Raw genomic sequence first — 19,358 nt, 5'->3', positions numbered from 1 at the left:
TTTATTTCTCCTTTCTTAATCCATCTAGAAGAAGATAGGTGTCTTCATCCTCGGAGAGAACTTTGAAACTTCCCTCCTTCTCTTTTCTATCAGGAGTACGACTATTTGCTTTTCCTTGTTTTTCATTTGTATTCTTCTTACTATTTTCTTCATTGTTTTTCTCGTTCTTTTCATTTGAACCATCGTTCTCTTTTCCGCGGTCTTTATCCTTTGATTGGTTTTCTGCCCTTTTATTTTTCCCTTTATTCTGCTCAGTGTCAGGATCCTTAGTGCTTTCTATATCCTCTTCCTGTTCTGTTTCTTCCTTATTCTCCTGACTGTTATCTTGATTTTGTGATTCATTTCTTGTCTCATTACTATTTTCCTGATTGTTTTTCACGTTATTTTCTTTTGTACCGTCGTTCTCTATTCGACGGTCTTTATCTTTTGATTGGTTTTCTGCCTCTTTATTTTTCCCTTTATCCATCTCCTCAGTGTCAGGATCATTACCGCGTTCTAGATCCTCTTCCTGGTCTTCCGTTTCTTCCTCATTCCCCTGGCTGTTATCTTGATTTTGCGATTCATTTCTTACTTCAATATTATTGTCTTCTTTCGTATCGTCCCCGTCCCTTTCTTCCAGGCTCATCTCAAGATCTTGTCCTGAATTTTGTTTCTCCAAATTGTTTTTGACTTCATCTTCTTTTGTCTGGTCATTCATCTGTTGAGCTTGAGTCTGCACTGAGTTATTTATATCCGCTGACTCATCATCATTTTGATTAGAATTCGAACCGAAATCTTGATTTTGATTCTTTTCTTGGCTCATTTTTATTAGCAGTTCTTCAATTTTTCCTAAGCAATCCTGTAAATCTTTATTTTCCTTTTTTAAGGATTTGTATTCTTTATTTGTTGATCTTTCAACGGGTTCTGATTGTTTTTCATTTCCATTTTCCTGGTCTTCTGTTTGGAATTGTTCCCTTCTGTCCTCTTGACCTTTTGGCTGAGACTGGCTAATCTTACTATCCTCTTGATCTTCCGGCTGAGATAGCCCCGTTTCACTTTCCTCATGATCTTTCGTTTGAGATGGCGACACTTCAGTTTCTCCTTGATCTTTCAATTGAGACGCGGACGTTTCACTCCTTTTCTCTTGATCTATTGTTTTCGAGGATTCCACTTCACTATTCAACGGCCCTTGTAAATAGGACTGTAATTCCTCTCCGTCATCCTGGCCTTTTGTTTTTGATTGAGATTCTTTACTTCCCTCCTGATTTAGTAAACCTTTCTGCTCATTCTTTAACTCATCTAATGTTGAGTTTTGCTTTTCAGGTTTACCGGAACCTTCGTTAGTCCTCTCATTTTTAACATTCACCTGGCTTTCACCATATTTTGCTTGAATAAGTTTTTCTAGCATCTCTTCCAATCGGTCTAATCGGTCATAAAAATTGTTGTTTTCCTCATTTGAGTTATTTTCCTGATTTTTAGGGTTGTTCCCAATATCAGTTGATAAGCTTGTTTCCTTGTCTGCTGGAACTTCCTGTTCATTAGAACCTTTCTCTTGAGAATCACTGTTTCCTTTATTAAATTGTTTAATTGATTCTACTGCCTTCTTTGAGACTTTTCCTATACCTGATCCTGTACTTTTTAATTTATCGCCACTAATTTCTTTTAGCTTTTTGCCAGTCTCAGGAGTAGCCAAATATCCCGCAGCAGCTCCAATCAACCCACCTGCTAATGAACGTCTAAGTGGGCTAGTATTTAATTTAGATTCATTTTTTATTAACTCTGTCTGATTTTCACTAGATTGTATATTTGTCATAAAAACCTCCACTTATTTAACGATTGAATTTATTAGTATTTATTTCTACTATCCTTTAATAAAGTTTCTCTCTTTTTTTATTACTCAACCTGTCTTTTTACCTTCAGAAAGAAACAATAATAAAGGTCATTATTTATTATTCATGTTTGTTTTTTCATTTGCTTCATCTTCAATTAGTTTACTTAGCATCTCTTCTAAGCGATTGAAACGATCATTTAACGTTCCATTTTCATTGTTGGTTATCCCTTTATTGTCTTCTTCTATGTCATTCACAGTATTAAATTTTATGCTTGTTTCAGTCTCTTCTTTCGAGTCTTGTTCATTTGAATAACCTTCAATTGACACATCTTCTTTTTTATCAGATATCTTTCCAGCAGATTTTTTAATAGAGTCCATAACATTCTTTGATTTTTCTTTAACGGCCTGACTTATTCCATTCCTCGTGCTTAATAATTTATCTCGATTGATACTTTCCACAATTTTTTTCCCATTCTCGGGAGTAGCTATATATCCAACTGAGGCGCCTATCAATGCCCCTCCTATTAAACGTTTAACCGCACTGTTGTCCATGCTATTTTTATTTTTTATATTCTTTGTTTGTTCTGCTTTTTCCATTGGTCTTATCCCCTATTATTCAAAGTCTCCAGAATGTATAACATTTTGTGAAATACTCTTCTCTAAAGTTTCAAGTCTTTCATGCAGCCTTCTGTTTTCTTCTTCAAGCGCTTTTGCCGTATGGTCTGTGGCTTTTGATGTTAAATAAGGGTCTGTTTCCCACCAATCCATTCCGATTTCCTTTGCCTTATCAATAGATGCGACAATTAGACGTATTTTAATGGTTAACAATTCCACATCCGCAATTCCTACAGAGATATCTCCAGCAATAACGACGCCTTTATCCAGTATTTTTTCAAGCACGTCTACAATCGTGCTTGACTGCATTGAATGCTCGACCATCTTCAAGTCCTCCTTGTGTTTGGATTACATTAAGCTTCCTAAAGGGCCGAGGTCAATATTCAAATCTTCATCATCAAGGCCAAAAATTTCTTTTAACTCTTCCATTTTTTCTTCCAGATTCATTAATGCTTCACCTAAGTTTTCTATTTGCTCATCTGTTAGATTTCCGCCTTCAACTCGTCTAATGGCATGTCTTTCAACAATTTGCCTGAGAAGTTCAATGACAGTGAGGACTAACTGTGCTAATCCATGTTCTGCATTATCGGGATCCAAATTAATTTTTCCATTTGTTTGGTTGGCCGGTTGCATCAATCAATGCCTCCCTCTCTATATCAAATTCTTCTGAAGATATGGTTTTACGGCCTTTCGCTTGAGTTTGAACCAGGGATTCAACTGAAGCAATTAATATTCTTAAATCCAAATAAACTAGGTCAACACCTGCTATTGAAATCACTAAATCTGCCTTAAGTGCCACACCCTTATCAAGAATGACATCCAAAATATCAATTAATGCGATATCCTTGTTTTCCATTGTTTCTCTTATTGTTGGCATATTCTAAGTCCTCACTTATGAAAAGCTAGTAAAATGGTAGGCAGGCCATGGACCACTCACTTCAAACTTCCACCCTTTTTCCTGCATATCACGCTCATAGCGCTGAACTTCTTCTAGAAAAGGTTCCACTTTCGTTTCGGAAATGAGATAGACACTATTCCAGGTCATATCTTCCTTTTTACCAGTCGCTTCATTACTCCAAGTTTTTTTAACATCTCCTTTAAGCGCTAACCCTTTTAAATGGGAATGGATCCTTTCACTTATTTTGTTTTTTTCTTTTTCTATTTCTGAATCAATCAATTTATCCAGCTTTTTCTTTTCAAAAAATTGTTTCCCCTTGGATAATTGGCTGATTTCCAATCTTTTTGCTTCGATTGTTGGATTGCTTTGACTCACTTGTTTCTTTAACAACTTGTCATCACAGTAAATTTTCAAATTCCACTCTTCATTCCCTTTGATTAAAGCAAACGCACTGATTAATTTATCTTCATTTGAATGGACCACTTCCGATAAACGATCAGGGCTTTTATATAGCGTGCAAAATTTCAGCGGGACAATCGTAAACATTCTAGATAGCGTCAATACTGTTTCATGATGATGAAATGCTTTTTCCTGAAGCCACTCCATATCATTATTAATCCGCTCTTTCAGGGTATCTTCAGAGTATTCATCTTCATCTACAGTACATACAATCGCTGTTACCTTTCCTAAATGAATTTTGTGAATGTCTCTTGTGGCATCAAAACCCTTTAGATTTGGAAGTGATCGCTCCTCCGCTTCCTTTGTGGGAATTAATCCATACAAATAAATCAGATTACCCATTTTCTTTCTCCTCTCATTTCCTTTCTGTCAGCTGCTCCCATTGTTCCATTTCCAGGCGCTTTGCTGTTTCATAACGAATAATCAACTCTCCTTCTTTCGCTTTATAAACGTCTTCAGGAATGTCCCCAAGCTCAAACATCATTTGAAGCTGAATCAACTTTTGCTGAATGGTAGGTAGATCGTAAAACTCTTTGTCTGCCTCTTCTTTCACTTTTTCTCCGATTTTTATGATAAGGTTAATCGGTGCAGAGACAAATTTATGAATCATTCAGCATCCTCTACTTTTAATCGGATATTGACAAAATTATACGCAGGCCAAGGACCGCTGTAGTTAAAATCGACCTTATCCTTCCATTTTTCATACATTTCATTAACCATTTGGTCAAACTGGGCTTCTTTTTCCCTATCCACAAGAAAGGATGCATTTAAGAGCATTTTTTCCGCAATGGGATCATTGGCTTTCGAAGCCTCAGCTAAGTTTCCTAACGGATTGAACACTTCCTCCTTCATTTCGCTTTGCAAAAAGGAGATGATTTTTTGAGCTGCCCCGCCAAGCTGAATTCTCTCGTAGTAGCTTGCCGATTCCGATTTTCCCTGAACGGCTTTTGCCATCTTCTCTATTTGTGAATTATTGTTAACCTGTGATTCTAACCACTCTTTTTTTCCAATCACTTTTAAACCAACTTCAACCTTTCCTTTTATTGCAGGGAACAGCTTTTCAAATTGTGGGTATAAATTTTCAAGAAGCACTTCAACATCCTCTTTTGAATGAAATACATTTCCGAAGCTAACTGGTATAACCGTCTGATTCCTCTCCATTACCAAAGAAAGCGCTCCTTGATGCATCATTAAATTATCCCGATTCGGATGATAGATTTTCAAGGGAGCCTCCGCTGCAACCATCGCTGCATCTTTATACCGGATAGTAAACAGCTCTCTTCTTTCCCCTTCGACTTCAACCTCCCCAAACTCCTCATTTCCTTCTATTTGAATTCCGCAAAAGATATAAATTCCCATTGTCTCTTCACTCATTGTAAAAACCTCCTCTATTCTATTGCTTCATATTTTCACATGCCTGTATGATCAACTTTTCTGCTGCGTTTATTTGTTCACCCGATTCGATGCACCGACTTACCTGGTGACCTAATATATCCATACATAAACGTTGAAAATGTAAATCGGATCCGTCAATTGGAATTCCTTCCTGCGTAGCCAATTTAGCAATCATTAATGAGGCACGAAGACTTGGCCCGCTATCCTCTTTACATGACTTTCGCAATTCTGCAACCAGTGTTGTAATGGCTTTAGCTTTTTTATGATCAATATTTATTTTTTCCGAAAGAATAGCTGCCTCACGGTCACTGTCTTTATAATCGATATAAATAGTAATTAGCCGGTCAAGCAATGCATCTTGGGTTTGATAGACACCTGCGTATTCATCAGGGTTGCTCGTAAAAATGACAGCAAAGTCGGGATGAACACGGACAAACGGTTCCGTTAACTTTGTCCCATATAAAGGAAGAATGCCCTCCTCTAAAATAGATAAAAAGATATTATTTGTGGTTGGCTTTGATCGAGTAAATTCATCATAAACGAGTGTATAACCATTCTTTACTGCCTCAAGCAAACGTCCGTCTCTCCATGTTTCTGTCACACTTTCGTCTCTCTTGTAAACTGAGCGAACATAATTATCAACAATTTTTTTACTCGTATATCCAGTAAAGTCTCCGATTAAATCTTTATTGTTTAATTCATGATTCCCATGAATAAGCATGACCGGTTTTTTCCTTCTTTTTGCCAAAGCGAGTGCCAAGGAGGTTTTACCTGCTCCGGAGGGACCTGTAAAATGAACAGGATATCCTGCTTTCAAGTATTGTAATGAACGGGAAAGTAAGTCTTCTGTCTTTGCATCCTGTACAATAGCCCTTGCAGTTTTATTCACCTTTTGCCTTAAAACTGTCACTCTTTTTCCTCCTACTCCCACTTCCTATGCTTGTTGATTAATTGAACTTCTGTAACGGATATTTCGTCTGTTATATGCAGTAACTTCCTTTTCCTCATTTAAATAGACATCATAGATACCTAGAAGCTCATCTTTTGCATACTTTTTCATATATTCTTTTTCCTCAATAACTTCTACTGTCAGCTTCCAGCCATTGTTATCACTTTCTTCTACAGCCGTAATTTTATGAACAGGTGCGACAAATTCACTGAAAAACTCCGTAACATTACCAATTATTTTTTTTATTTCCATAGACTATGACCCCCACTTGCTAAATAGGCATGCCAGGGTTTCCTTAACCCCGGCTATGCCTATCTTCACTCTTAGATACTAAAGTGTGCATTTCTTTCATTCGGCTGTTCGGGAAGCCCATTTTCTTCTACATCATCCCGAAGCAACCCAACTGCCTCCGCATAACGTAACCATGTATCCACACTTGCAATAACTACTCTTGCCTCCACTGTCAAAATTTCAATTCCTACAACAGAGACCCTTACAAATGCGTCTATAACAATTCCTTTATCTAAAATTCGGTCGATAACCTCAGCCAAACTGGAGCTATCGGTGCTTTTTTGAAGTGCCATTCTTGCATTCTCCTTTCATACGTTTCTTTAAGAACCCATGGTCTTAATTTCAGTTGAGGATTTCATATTCTCTGCGCTCTTGATCTTAGTTGCACTTTTAATATCTCTGGATGTTTTTATATTGCTGGTGCCTTTAATATTTCTGACACCCTTTACTTTCAGTTCGCTCTTATCTTCATCCCCGGAAGAAACCTTCCTTTGAAAGCTTTCTCCCGCCTCAACAACCTTCCCTACCTTTTCCCGGGCCGAGAGTAAAGCATCTTGGGCTATTTGTTTTGCCTCCCCTGCTTTTTCATGGGCTTTATCGGCAAAATTCTTTCTGCCCTGCTCCAACTTATCCGTGAATTCTTTCCCTTTATTTTGGATATGGCCTTCTACGTTCTCCTTTATTTTTTCTGCTGCGGCATCCTTCACTTTTTCTTTTATTGGTTCTGGGGTATGTTTAATTACAGTTTTTGCCACCTTACCGGCTGCTTTTTTTACATGTTTATCCACCCCATCACCCCCTTAGAGTTATAGAAGGGCTGGGCATTATTTCGATTCCACCAGGTCATTTAACATTTTTTCAATTCTTTGTAGACGATCATTCAAATTTTTGTTTTCCTCCTTAATTTCCTCATACCTTGATGTCTGGTCTTCTTCACCCGAAAGGCTCGTCTCCTCGTTTGCACCTTTCTCTTTTGATGAAGAAAACAAGCCTTCATCCAATTTATTGAGATAACCAACCGTTAATTGTTTAAGGCTATTTTGTGCCTGGTCAGCTAAGAGATCCTGAGCCGTTCTCTTGAATTCATTGCCCGCAACTTTAGCGAATTCAGACTCACCTAACTGCTTTAAGACCTTCCTGCCTATTTCAGGATTGGTGAGATAGCCAACTCCTGCTCCAACTATGCCGCCTAGTAACACTAGATTCATAGAATAATTGGTTTCAGTCTTCTTTTCTTCCGTTTCCTGATTGTTTTCTATTTGATTTTTATTTTCTTGATCTATATTTTCTTGATCCGTATTTTCTTGTTGTTTTATTTCTTCCTTATTCTCATGTTCGTTTACGGGAATATTTTCATTTGCCTCCTGAGTAACCATTGTTTATTAACCCCTTTCCTCCATTTACTTTTGCTCTAGAAACTTAATTGTGGAAGTTGAGAATGGTAGTTCCTTTCTTCCTGACCTTTGTCACTTAATAATCCAACTGCCTCTGCATATCGTAGCCACGTATCCACACTCGCTATCACTACCCCGAGCCTCAACAGTAAGGATTTCTATCCCTGCAAGTGAGGCTCTTACAAAAACGTCAATAACAATTCCTTTGTCCAGAATTCTATCAACCACCTCTGCTAGACTAGAACTATCGATGCTTTTGTGTATGCCCATGACTGATATCCTCCCGATTTTAGTATCATGCGAGGTTCCTTGGCCTATTTTTGTTTATAGGTCAACTTGTATATAGCCTCACAAATTTCTCATTAAACGAGGGATTTTTTTCCAGTCATATAAATTTCTTGAAATATTACAGCACTTAACAATTAATAATATTGAAATAGTAATTACCTCAAAGGTTTAAAGAGCTTTTTATACAATTATTAAATTTTCATTACTTATTTTAAAAAGAAATAAGAACATGGATATCCATGTTCTTTCGAGGATTTTTTTGCCGATGGAGAATTTTTAAATTTTCTCCTTTAGATCCTTTTATCTATGTAAATTGTTTGGCTTTTAAAATTTTACTAATATATAGAATGTAAGAGTGAATTACCTATAACACTAAAACATTCCTTCAATAGCATCTAGAATTAGATACAGACACCTATTTGATAAATGTCGCAGAACCCCAATATCTTAAATTTGAATAAGTGACTTATCGGCGGACTAACAAACTTGATTTTCTAGAAACTAAGCAAAAAAAGAGGTCTCTCTAAAGTTCAATGAACTTCTGAGAAACCTCTCTCTCATATTCTTTATATCGATCTTACTGTTCTAATTATTCATCAACATTACCCTTATACTTTCGTTCACTTTGTGAATCATCCTTGGTCTTAGACTTATTCTTTTCATCTTCCATCTCTATTTTCAAATCTTCTAACGGGATTTCATCAACAAACTCCTGACCTTCAATTTTGTCAGTAGCTTTTTCTTTTTTCTCTATTGGTGACTTATTGTTGTTATTACACATATTATTCACCTCAGATATATTTTTGTAGTATATACCTTTTTCTAAAAGGTATTAAACATTTACTCGTAACTAAATTCCTATGAAATGTTTCTATTATTATCTTCTCCATCGTCCTTTTTCTTTACTTGAATATGCTTATAAACTCTAATAATTGGTCGAACTGTCATAGCTAAACTTCCGATTAAATAAGACATATTCGAGTAAAAAGGATCCGAACCTAACAAATTGAGAATACTTCCTGTAATAAAGAAACAACCTAAAATTATATCAGCTATTAACGTGATAATATAGGAGTATCGTAAAATGAAAATGTTAAATTTCTTATGCTCAATCTTTAAAACTACGCCATTCTCATCCTCTTCTTTCTTAATTCGTCCAAACATTTAAACACTCCACTAAAAATACTTATTCCTATTGTATTTCCCTCCTTTTCTAGATTTTAATCATTACTTAAGTTCTAAGCGGAATTAAAATTAGGGGTAGAAAGTTAACTTAATATACAACCTCTACAATCTACGTATTCCCTGATCGTATTAGCTCCTCAGGTCAAGGTTCCAATCAACTTGTGTTGCATTGACCTTTTACGATTTATTTATTTTTCTCTTTTGGATTTCTTTTTTTACAAATGGAATTACCTTGTCTTTTACTGCTTTTTGTAATTTTGGATCACTGATTAATTTTTTTAATTTGTTTTTCAACACATTTATACCTCCTAGTTTCCTTAATTTAGGGTTTAACTAATTAGAATTGCATACTAAAAGGAGTAAGAATCCTTCTATGATATATTATTACCCTATAAAAGGAATTCTTTATCGGATCCAAGATAGCTTTAAAAGGTCAAAAAAAAAAAAAAAGAAGACCTTTGCTAAATTTCAGCAAAAGTCTTCTTTATTATTATTGTTTTTGATAGCGAAGAACTGGCTTACGAGATGCTGTTGCTTCGTCTAAATGTCTTACAACTGTGTTATGTGGAGCTTCTTTAACGATTTCTGGATTGCTCTTCACCTCATCAGCAATTTGCAGCATTGCATCGATGAAATGATCTAATCTTTCTTTTGATTCTGTTTCAGTAGGCTCAATCATAATTGCCTCTTCCACAATTAATGGGAAGTAAACAGTCGGCGGATGAACTCCAAAGTCCATTAGACGTTTGGCCATGTTCGATGTAGTCACACCTTGTTTCTTCTGTCTATTACCTGATAGGACAAACTCATGTTTACAGTGTTGTGTAAACGGAAGATCAAATTCTTTTTCAAGACTGCGCATCATGTAGTTTGCATTAAGGACAGCATATTCACTAACCTTCTTCAATCCTTCTGGACCCAATGTGCGGATGTACGTATACGCACGCACGTTAATTCCAAAGTTTCCGTAGAAGTTTTTCACCATACCAATCGATTGTGGTAGATCGTAGTCAAGTTCATACACACCATCATTTTCACGAACAACCGGTTTAGGCAAGAACGGAGCAAGATCTTCTGAAACTCCAATTGGACCTGAACCTGGACCGCCACCACCGTGTGGGCCAGTAAACGTTTTATGCAAATTCAAGTGAACGGCATCAAATCCCATATCTCCTGGACGAGTATAACCCATAATAGCGTTTAAGTTTGCACCGTCATAGTACATTTTTCCGCCCGCATTATGAATAATCTCTGACATTTCAAGAATTTCAGTCTCAAATAAACCTAGAGTGTTCGGGTTTGTTAACATAAGAGCTGCAGTGTTTTCATTTACTACACGCTTTAAGTCCTCAACGTCAACTAATCCTTTTTTATTTGACTTTACTTCAACAACCTTAAATCCTGCAACCGCTGCAGAAGCCGGGTTTGTACCGTGTGATGAGTCAGGTACAATTACCTCATTACGATGATGATCGCCGTTTGCTTCGTGGAAGGCTTTAATCATCATCAATGCAGTCCACTCACCTTGTGAACCAGCAGCTGGCTGTAAAGTGATTTCATGCATTCCTGTGATTTCTTGAAGATGTACTTGCAAATCATACATTAATTCAAGGGCACCTTGAACAGTTTTTGGATCTTGATATGGATGGATATGACTAAATCCAGGATGTCTAACAACATCTTCGTTAATCACTGGATTATATTTCATCGTACAAGACCCTAGCGGATAAGTACCAGAAAGTATACCGAAGTTCCGGTTGGATAGCCCTACATAATGACGCATTAATTCCAATTCATCGACTTGAGGAAGCTCTGCATCAACCTTACGAACATAAGCACTCTCAAGTTCTTCTTCCAAATTAACTTCTGGAACATCAAGCGCCGGCAAATTATATGCCTGTCTGCCTTCTTTACTGCGTTCAAAAATTAGTTGAAAGTTTTCTTTAGCCATTGATATCCCCCATTTCTTTTACGAAAGCATCGATTTCTTCTTTTGAGCGGATTTCAGTTGTAGCAATCAGCATGTGGTTTTCTAATTCTGGATATACCTTGCCAAGATCAAACCCGCCAACAAATCCTTTTTCAAATAAATGATCATTTACAACAGACACCGGTTTAGAAAGTTTAATTACAAATTCATTGAAAATTGGCCCGTTAAATACAGCTGGTAAGTTAGCTTCTTCTAACTTTTGCTTTGTATATCTAGCCTTTTGCATATTTAATTTTGCCATTTCTTTAACACCGTTCTTACCAAGAGCACTCATTGCAGCTGAACTTGCCAAAGCGTTCAATGCCTGGTTTGATGTGATGTTTGATGTTGCTTTCTCACGCTTAATATGCTGCTCTCTCGTTTGTAATACTAACACGAAACCACGCTTGCCATCTTGGTCTACCGTTTCACCAACAAAACGTCCTGGTACTTTACGCATTAATTTTTGAGTTGTTGCAAAGTAACCACAATGTGGTCCACCAAATTGTGCCGGAATACCAAATACTTGTGTATCTCCGACAACAATATCCGCACCAAATTCACCTGGAGGTGTTAAATAACCTAGTGAAAGTGGATTACTGGAAACAACGAACATTGTTTTCTCTTGCTGTTTGATCAGCTTATTAATTTTTTCTAACGGCTCAATTTGACCGAAGAAGTTAGGGTATTGAACTAGAACAGCAGCGGTATTTTCATCAAGCTCTTTTTCTAATTGTTCTAAATCAGTTAAACCATCCTTGTGATTGATCTCTACAATTTCAAGTTTCTTCCCGTTTGCAGCCGTTTGTACTAACTGGCGATACTCAGGATGCAAAGCAGCTGAAACAAGAACTTTTTTGCGTTTTGTCTGACCTACACTTAAGTTTACAGCTTCAACTACAGCTGTTCCCCCATCATATAAGGAAGAGTTAACAACAGGCATTGCAGTTAATTCAGAAATCATTGTCTGGAATTCAAACATTGCTTGTAGTTCACCTTGTGTAAGTTCCGGCTGATAAGGTGTGTAAGCGGTATAGAATTCTTGTCTAGAAATAACATGATCAACGACTGATGGAATGTAATGATCATAAACACCAGCGCCTAAAAATGAACGATATTCTGTTAAATTCGCATTTTTGTTTGCCATTTCTGTTAGTTCTTTTTTCAACTCATATTCACTGACTGGTTTTTTAATGTTTAATTCCCTGTCCAGTCTAACTTCTTTCGGAATATCAGAAAATAGTTCTTCTGTGGATGACACACCGATTTTATCTAACATTTCTTTTTTATCGGTTTCAGTCATTGGTAAATAACGAAATTCCATTACGATGTCCTCCCTATTTATCTCTAATAAATGGTGTTTTTACGATAACCGGATTTAACCTTCGTTATCGTAAATGTATTTGTAACTCTGTACCTAAAACGCAAACTTGGGAACTACAGATGCTAACCTGATATGGAGGCGCCACCTAGAGTCGAACTAGGGATTAAGCTTTTGCAGAGCTTTGCCTTACCACTTGGCTATGGCGCCATCATTATTAATTAGAACTTAGAAATATTTGTTGGATATGCGTAACCCTTTTCATAAATCCTTTTCCTTATCATTTGGTTAATTCCTTACCACAGGATAATCAACCTATTTTTAGAATAGTTTTAATTATTATTTTTCATTCTTCCATATCCTTATATACTTTTACTAGCTATAATAATTTTTCAATCTATTGAATATTATAAAGGGTTATTTATCGTATTAAAAGTATCAATTTATAAAAAATAACCCTGTCAATTTAAGGAAATTGGAAAATGAAGCGAATGCGTGCAATCTTAATATATTATTACTATTAAGTATTTTTAAATAGTAAATACTCCGGAATTAATCGAATACTTAAAGTATATCACAATAATATTAGAATTCTACTTTATTGCTTTCGTTCAGTGACACGAGAAAGGTAGAACGCTTCTGTCGTTTCAATAACAGAAGCTAACGTAATTTCAGGGCCTTTTTAAACTAAATGATAAATCGAAATAATATTTATCTTTACATTATCCAACATATTAAAAGAGGCAACCTATAGGTTGCCTCTTTTAATATCCTCAAGAAATGTGTGAAACGTGGACACTTCACCCTCATCTTACTTACTACCCTTACGTATTAAGGGGTAGAGCGCTTTATTACATCATGCCGCCCATTTATCTATTACAAAAATAATTCAAAACGGAAGATAAAAAAAACTATGGGAAAATTTTTGAGTATTTTTAATGTGATTGAGTAGCTCTTGTCCTTATCTTTTTCTAGATTTCTCATTTTTTGTCGATACCCACTCAGAATTTGTAGATATTTCCCGGGAATTAGTAAAAATTTAAAAAGTGGTGTATTCGAATAGCCGAAAAAAAAGAAGATTTGTTGCCCATAGGTTTAAATAGTCATCTATATCGGATACCGTATCTTTGCTTCTTTGGTTCCTTCTAATCCTTCTATTATTGGTTACAGAAGATCTTTAGCTCTATCTTCTAGAGTTCTGTCCGTATCGCGTAACGCTATAAGCGTTTGGTATCAGATTATACATAAATACGCGTATAAGCATCTTTTAAACCTAATATCAATTTTACTCTAAAGTTTTATCCATCGTTTCGTCATGGGTGTTGCTTCCCCGCTTCCTAGTAAGAGAATGCTTGTTCATTCAATGTATTTCATGTTGGGCTTTGGACCCCTTTTCCATTAAAGAAGATTCTCGGGATTTGCCTGCAAGATATATCGCCTAGCGATACGACACAAACGAGAACGAGCCCTTTCTTGAAGAACTACTAAGGACAATGATCTTACGTGAGCCGAGAAACCGTTTTTTAAGTAGTGACATATACCTTTATCAGTTGAACACTTACTTAACCGTGACTGCGAATTCAATGTTATAACACTATTCATTCGTTCTGAGTTTTGAACATACCTTCGAACAGTGGTCTTTGTAATCGCCGTCTTATTCCACTTCCTTGTAGAGTATGCTTATTCGCCCGGATAATTCTCTAGTTCTCATTTTAACAAACATGCCTTTTTGCTTACTAAAAGTTGTTTGTTTTGTTTAGGTACATATCGCATGAACAAATCTTAAATGAATTTAAATTAAGACCCCTATTTTCCTTTGGTAAATCGTCCTATGTAATACGGAACTGTTATTTACGAAACATTGAGAAAATACCCATCCATTTTACTTTAGGTTTTTGTACTGCTTCTTCTAAACGTTTATTAAAATCATTTTGTGAACGCCATTCTTCTTTCTGTTCGTCCCGCAAATTTTGAATTTCTTTTTGTAAGAATTCATTTTTTTGTTTTGCTTGTTGTAGCAATAATTCGTATTGTTTCTTTTGTTGTTCAGTTAAACTTTCAATTTTATTGTGAGTTTTTTGCGCTGAATTTCCAATACTAGAACTTATAACATGATGATCTTGCTGAAGCCGGGAAACCGTTGTTTTAAGCTGTGACATATCGCTTGTTAGTTGAATATTCATTTCACGTGTAGTTGCAAGCTCATTAGCTAAAAACTTTAAGAACTCTTTTAACTGATTGGAATCGTGGGGTAAATGGTCATATGTATCGGGTATAGCTACCTTTGTTTCATTTGTTTCTTCTAATCTTTCCTTTTGTTGAAACACTAAGTCTATAGCTGTATCGCTTAGGGGCTTGTCCGTATCGCGTAACGCTATAAGTGCTTCGATATCGGATTGAACAAAGATACGCCTATCTCCATCTTTTAAAAATTCATATCCATTTCGCTCCAAGATTTGGCTATACTTTCGGACAGTAGGTGTTGCAATCCCTACTTCTTCTGCCACTTCCTTGGTAGAGAAAGCTCGTTCAATTGATTGTATATCGTTCCTCATATTGAATCTCCCTTTCTATTAAAAAATAAAGGTTTTTGATGTATTCGTAAGTTATATCGCCAAGCGATACAAAACATTTATAACATAATAATCTTGCTAGACCCGGGAAGCTGTTATTTTTAGCTTTAACACCATCTATTAGTTAACCATTTTATGTGCTACTAGTTTATCTGCTAAAACGTTTAGAACTCTTTTAATAAATTTGTCATATATATCGGGTAGCACTATCTATGTTTTATTCGATCCCTCAAACCTTTTGTAACACTATGTCTTTAACTGTTTCATCTGGGGGCTTATCCATATCGCCTAACGCTATAAGGTTTGCCCATACTCTCTAACAGTGGGGTTTTGCAATCTTCTTCAGCCACTTCCTTAAAAAGAAAGCTTTTCCATTTGATTGTATATTATCTAGCTATAATACTTCCTTTTCTATTAAATGTGAAGGTTTTTTGATAAATTTACAAGTTTATATCGCCCAGCGATACAAAACCAATACATAAAAAAAAGAGAGCAACAGCTTACCAGTTTCAATCAGATTACATCATACCGCCCGTTAGATGCGGTTATGTAATTCCTTAACCATAGGAGTAAGTATTACGATATTTGGAAATTTGTATTAAATCTAAGGTGAGACATCCTTTACTTAAAAATTTATCATTTTTAATGGAGTATGTTGCAATATATAATAATTTATTATTTATTAGCTTAGTGAAATAACTTGATTAGATTTCTTAAAATAGGTGAGTATAAAAAGAGGTTAGCATCAACCTTTTTAATCCTTAAAAATAATTACTATACAGTACCTTCTTTTTGCTAGTAATTGTATTTTATTTTTTTCAAGGTAATAAGAATCCCCTTCTAATAATTCTTTTCTTCATAAGGAATTTTAGGTGCTTTTTGTGATCCAAGATAACAAACGCTTCGGCAGACTATGCCATTTTTTTACTCTTCTAAAACCCTGATCTCGATGACTTGTACCTCATTGTCATGACAGATTAGTAATACTTTGTATGTTATTTGACTAACGTATACTTTACAGAAAGGGAGATGAAGTTGGATACTACCCATACAACTAAAGACAATACAGATTCCAACAATGGTGAGGACTACTCCTTAGATAGAGTTCCTCGCGACAAAAGGATTATGGGATGGCTTAGTATTACAAATATTACTTTTGGTATCGCTACGGCTATTTTTTACTTTCAAATGGGCAGTGTTATGGCACTAAAATACGGAGCATTAAATGCAATTATCTCTGCTGTTTATGCTATTCTTGTTGCTGGTATCCTAAGCACATACATTGCTTATCTTTCAGCTAAATCCGGTATGAGCGTCAATCTACTTTCAAGAGGTGGTGGATTTGGTTATATCGGAGCATCTTTAACCTCATTTATTTATGCGACTAATTTTATTATGTATTGTGCATTAGAAGGAATGATTCTTGTAGCAGCAGTACACCATTTTTTACCTATTATTCCAGAATGGGTGCTAATCGTCTTTTTTGGATCCATCGTAATTCCTCTCAATTGGTTTGGAATTAAGCAATTAGATAAATTACAGAAATGGTCATTACCCATATTTTTTATATTTTTAATAGCTGCTATAATAATGAATTTAATCACCCCCTCCGTATACGAAGGTAACTTCTGGACTTATCTGCCGGATGGAGTTCAGGTGGGCGGAACAGCATTGTTATTTTGTATCGGAATGCAGCATGGAATTATGGGACTAACTCCACTTCTAGCCACTGATTATGCCCGCTTTTTGAAACCAAAGGATACGAAAATTGGCATCTTTGCTATTGGATTTATTCCTCAAATATTTTGTTTTGGCGTCATGGGAGGACTTGGGATTTGGTTTGGTATTCGTCAAGGAGAGCCAAACCCAGGTGTCTACATTGTACTTCTACTTGGTGTGTGGGGAGCATTATTTACGATGCTAACTCAAATTAGAATTAATGTTACAAATATTTATAGTGGTTCTTTATCTCTAGCTTCGTTCTTTGAAAATATTTTTAATTTCACACCAGGACGACGCGTTTGGGTAGTTGTAACAGGTGTTTCAGCAATTTTCTTAATGCTTGGTGGTATTGTAAATCACTTGGAATTAGCGATGACCTTCCAAGGTGTTTTCCTCTTAACCTGGGCTGCAATTCTTGTAACAGATGCTGTTCTTATTAAAAAAATCCTAAAAATTGGTCCAGGCTATTACGAAGCTAGACAATCATACTTGCATAAATGGAATCCTGTAGGTGTCGGATCATTAATCATTGCTAGTGGCCTAGGAACCATAGCGGCATTAGGGTTTATGGGAGAATTTTTACGAAGCACTGCTGCTTTTTTTGCTTCGATATTAGCTGCAATAATCACACTCATTATAGCTGTCTATACAAAAGGAAGATACTACGTTATAGAAGAAGCTAACGATATTCCGAAAGAGGATTATATAAGGTAAGAAAAGCACTCTTGTTACTAATGCATACATTCCTTTCAGAAATCGTTCTGATATTTCGTTATTTTTAAACAGACCATCCACCATTATGGTAGGGTGGTCTTAAATTTAACTTTAGATGAAAAAAGAAGCTTCCTACAAGTTTACTCGACTCATGAAAAGCTAAAACTTCATGTTGACAAAATATAAGCATTCACTCGACAGTGGAGATTGATCTCTTTTATGTTTATTAATAATCTCCATGTTATGATAGTGAGGTAAACTAAAATTTGTCAGTGTCAGCGGAAGGGGGGAAAAATAGTCTCCAAGCCGCAAATCAGATTACGAAAAGAGGGGGAATCGTAAGGTGATTATTCATCCAATCAAAGCCTTTTCTGATAATTACATATGGTGCATTCAAGATGAAACAGAGGCAGTTGTAGTTGATCCAGGAGAAGCGAAAGGTGTCCTTGATTTTCTCGAGGAAAAGCAGCTTCGTTTGGCCGCCATTCTTTTAACGCATAAGCATGAAGATCATACCGGCGGGGTACAGGAGATTGTAGCGAGACATCCGGAAAGCCCTGTTTATGGACCAAAAGAAACGGAGGCCTTGGCAAATCGTATTGTAGCGGAAGGGGACTCCTTTAACTTGTTGGGCCAAACTTTTCAAGTCTTTGAAACGGGAGGTCATACGCATGGCCATATCAGTTTTTTAATGGGAGATGCTCTCTTTTGTGGAGACGCCTTGTTTTCAGCAGGATGCGGTCGGGTTTTTACCAGCGATTACGCAGCTCAATATGAATCCTTGCAGAAATTTAAGCGCTTGGATGATGATATAAATGTATACCCTGGTCACGAGTATACCGAAACTAATTTACGTTTTGCATACGATACGCTGCCTGATAATAAAAAAATTTCCAAAGCATTGAAAGAAGTCCGGGAATTGCGTGCAAAAGAACAGATAACACTCCCGACAACGATCGGAAGGGAGAGGGAAATTAACCTCTTTCTACAAGCGGAAACATTGGAGGACTTTATCAAATTACGCAACGCCCGTGATGATTTCTAAGGGAATTCGAGTCGGAGTGTAGAAAAGGAGTTCAAAACAATTACTGGGTTGCTTTTTGCTGAATGATAAATAACAAAAAGAGCTCTCTCCTAAGTTTATTTAACTTAGGAGAGAGCTCTTCGATTTTGCGAAATAATAAAAGAATTCAAACCCCTCTTACTAGAGGAGCCTGTCATTATAATGAATGTGAGGCTTCTGTGGGGTTTTACTACTCCCCCCCCCACAGAAGCCTCACCAAACGTTGAATATATCATATCAGCGTTTATTGGGGATGATTTACATCATTCCGCCCATTCATCAAGTTATTAAATAGAAGAAAATAGAATTATAGAATCATTGATTTTACAGGCTTTCTATCCTCCGTTTAAAATATTTTAAAACTGAACAAATAAATTCTATGAGCAAAACTATGAGCATTTTTATGATCTTTGGAGGGCAATTTGCCTTACCCTTTTTCCTTAATTGGAAGGCAATAAACCGTATTATTTACGTTCTTTTATTTATATATTAAATATGAAGAAACTGGGAATAAAATGATTTACTAAAAGCCTGATTTATCGGGTTTGGACTAGATCCTCAGCCAGATGGTGGTCATGACAAAGAGAAAGGAGAAAGCGATAGATTTCATGAAAATAGATTTTATAAATGTCATCAAGATTTTCCCTTCATCTGCTCCTCCTTCACTAATAAAACGGATCGAAAGTAAAAAGGTAACAATAAATTCGCAAAT

20 protein-coding genes, 1 tRNA gene and 1 pseudogene are annotated in these 19,358 nt (G+C 36.1%); 2 read left to right on the top strand and 20 right to left on the bottom strand.

What is annotated here, in order from left to right:
• Nucleotide 1: 1 nt before the first annotated feature.
• The 20 genes and pseudogenes from R4Z10_RS01840 to R4Z10_RS01745 form a co-directional block, all read right to left on the bottom strand.
• Complete coding sequence (locus R4Z10_RS01840; protein ID WP_338471536.1) at nt 2-1,792, bottom strand: hypothetical protein; 1,791 nt, start codon at nt 1,790-1,792, stop codon at nt 2-4.
• A 129-nt stretch (nt 1,793-1,921) separates the two neighbouring features.
• Nucleotides 1,922-2,407, bottom strand: coding sequence for a YtxH domain-containing protein (locus R4Z10_RS01835; protein ID WP_338471535.1), 486 nt, complete (start codon nt 2,405-2,407; stop codon nt 1,922-1,924).
• Between the two features lie 15 nt (nt 2,408-2,422).
• Entirely contained in the window at nt 2,423-2,749 is a 327-nt protein-coding gene (locus R4Z10_RS01830; protein ID WP_338471534.1) for a gas vesicle protein, read from the bottom strand.
• Nucleotides 2,750-2,773: 24 nt separating this feature from the next.
• Nucleotides 2,774-3,058, bottom strand: a complete 285-nt coding sequence (locus R4Z10_RS01825) for a gas vesicle protein K (protein ID WP_338471533.1) — start codon at nt 3,056-3,058, stop codon at nt 2,774-2,776.
• Nucleotides 3,024-3,302, bottom strand: coding sequence for a gas vesicle protein (locus R4Z10_RS01820; RefSeq protein ID WP_338471532.1), 279 nt, complete (start codon nt 3,300-3,302; stop codon nt 3,024-3,026). The genes R4Z10_RS01825 and R4Z10_RS01820 overlap by 35 nt, the downstream gene beginning before the upstream one ends.
• Before the next feature lie 15 nt (nt 3,303-3,317).
• Nucleotides 3,318-4,124, bottom strand: coding sequence for a GvpL/GvpF family gas vesicle protein (locus tag R4Z10_RS01815; protein WP_338471531.1), 807 nt, complete (start codon nt 4,122-4,124; stop codon nt 3,318-3,320).
• Nucleotides 4,125-4,137: 13 nt separating this feature from the next.
• Nucleotides 4,138-4,392, bottom strand: coding sequence for a gas vesicle protein GvpG (locus tag R4Z10_RS01810; RefSeq protein WP_338471530.1), 255 nt, complete (start codon nt 4,390-4,392; stop codon nt 4,138-4,140).
• Complete coding sequence (locus R4Z10_RS01805; protein ID WP_338471529.1) at nt 4,389-5,156, bottom strand: GvpL/GvpF family gas vesicle protein; 768 nt, start codon at nt 5,154-5,156, stop codon at nt 4,389-4,391. Before R4Z10_RS01805 ends, R4Z10_RS01810 begins: the two co-directional genes overlap by 4 nt.
• Nucleotides 5,157-5,175: 19 nt before the next feature.
• Complete coding sequence (gvpN, locus tag R4Z10_RS01800; protein WP_338471528.1) at nt 5,176-6,087, bottom strand: gas vesicle protein GvpN; 912 nt, start codon at nt 6,085-6,087, stop codon at nt 5,176-5,178.
• 24 nt (nt 6,088-6,111) lie between these two features.
• Nucleotides 6,112-6,378, bottom strand: coding sequence for a gas vesicle protein GvpO (gvpO, locus tag R4Z10_RS01795; protein WP_338471527.1), 267 nt, complete (start codon nt 6,376-6,378; stop codon nt 6,112-6,114).
• Nucleotides 6,379-6,449: 71 nt separating this feature from the next.
• Nucleotides 6,450-6,710 carry a gas vesicle protein GvpJ gene (gene gvpJ / locus R4Z10_RS01790; RefSeq protein WP_338471526.1) on the bottom strand — a complete coding sequence of 87 codons (261 nt, stop codon included), beginning with the start codon at nt 6,708-6,710 and terminating at the stop codon, nt 6,450-6,452.
• Nucleotides 6,711-6,737: 27 nt separating this feature from the next.
• On the bottom strand, nt 6,738-7,205 hold the full coding sequence (gene gvpQ, locus R4Z10_RS01785; protein ID WP_338471525.1) for a gas vesicle protein GvpQ: 468 nt from the start codon (nt 7,203-7,205) through the stop codon (nt 6,738-6,740).
• 36 nt (nt 7,206-7,241) lie between these two features.
• On the bottom strand, nt 7,242-7,793 hold the full coding sequence (locus R4Z10_RS01780) for a YtxH domain-containing protein (protein ID WP_338471524.1): 552 nt from the start codon (nt 7,791-7,793) through the stop codon (nt 7,242-7,244).
• Between the two features lie 35 nt (nt 7,794-7,828).
• Nucleotides 7,829-8,081 (bottom strand): annotated as a pseudogene (gvpJ, locus tag R4Z10_RS01775) (gas vesicle protein GvpJ).
• Nucleotides 8,082-8,688: 607 nt separating this feature from the next.
• Nucleotides 8,689-8,880 (bottom strand): hypothetical protein, encoded by a 192-nt coding sequence (locus tag R4Z10_RS01770; RefSeq protein WP_338471523.1) that lies wholly within the window; start codon nt 8,878-8,880, stop codon nt 8,689-8,691.
• A 77-nt stretch (nt 8,881-8,957) separates the two neighbouring features.
• On the bottom strand, nt 8,958-9,263 hold the full coding sequence (locus tag R4Z10_RS01765) for a YrhK family protein (RefSeq protein ID WP_338471522.1): 306 nt from the start codon (nt 9,261-9,263) through the stop codon (nt 8,958-8,960).
• A 511-nt stretch (nt 9,264-9,774) separates the two neighbouring features.
• On the bottom strand, nt 9,775-11,235 hold the full coding sequence (gene gcvPB, locus R4Z10_RS01760) for an aminomethyl-transferring glycine dehydrogenase subunit GcvPB (RefSeq protein ID WP_338471521.1): 1,461 nt from the start codon (nt 11,233-11,235) through the stop codon (nt 9,775-9,777).
• Entirely contained in the window at nt 11,228-12,577 is a 1,350-nt protein-coding gene (gene gcvPA, locus R4Z10_RS01755; RefSeq protein WP_338471520.1) for an aminomethyl-transferring glycine dehydrogenase subunit GcvPA, read from the bottom strand. The genes gcvPB and gcvPA overlap by 8 nt, the downstream gene beginning before the upstream one ends.
• 133 nt (nt 12,578-12,710) lie before the next feature.
• A tRNA-Cys gene (locus R4Z10_RS01750) sits at nt 12,711-12,784 on the bottom strand.
• A gap of 1,637 nt (nt 12,785-14,421) precedes the next feature.
• Nucleotides 14,422-15,129: a hypothetical protein gene (locus R4Z10_RS01745; protein WP_338471519.1), complete on the bottom strand. Its 708-nt coding sequence runs from the start codon at nt 15,127-15,129 to the stop codon at nt 14,422-14,424.
• Between the two features lie 1,047 nt (nt 15,130-16,176).
• On the opposite strand from R4Z10_RS01745, the gene R4Z10_RS01740 reads away from it, so the two are divergent.
• On the top strand, nt 16,177-17,583 hold the full coding sequence (locus R4Z10_RS01740; protein ID WP_338471518.1) for a permease: 1,407 nt from the start codon (nt 16,177-16,179) through the stop codon (nt 17,581-17,583).
• Between the two features lie 343 nt (nt 17,584-17,926).
• Entirely contained in the window at nt 17,927-18,628 is a 702-nt protein-coding gene (gene gloB / locus R4Z10_RS01735; protein WP_338471517.1) for a hydroxyacylglutathione hydrolase, read from the top strand.
• Nucleotides 18,629-19,358: the final 730 nt, after the last annotated feature.

This window comes from Niallia sp. XMNu-256 (genome assembly GCF_036670015.1).
Classification (GTDB): domain Bacteria; phylum Bacillota; class Bacilli; order Bacillales; family Cytobacillaceae; genus Bacillus_BD.
The sequence above is the reverse complement of the archived record's forward strand: the minus strand, read 5'-3'. Positions and strand labels throughout refer to the sequence as shown.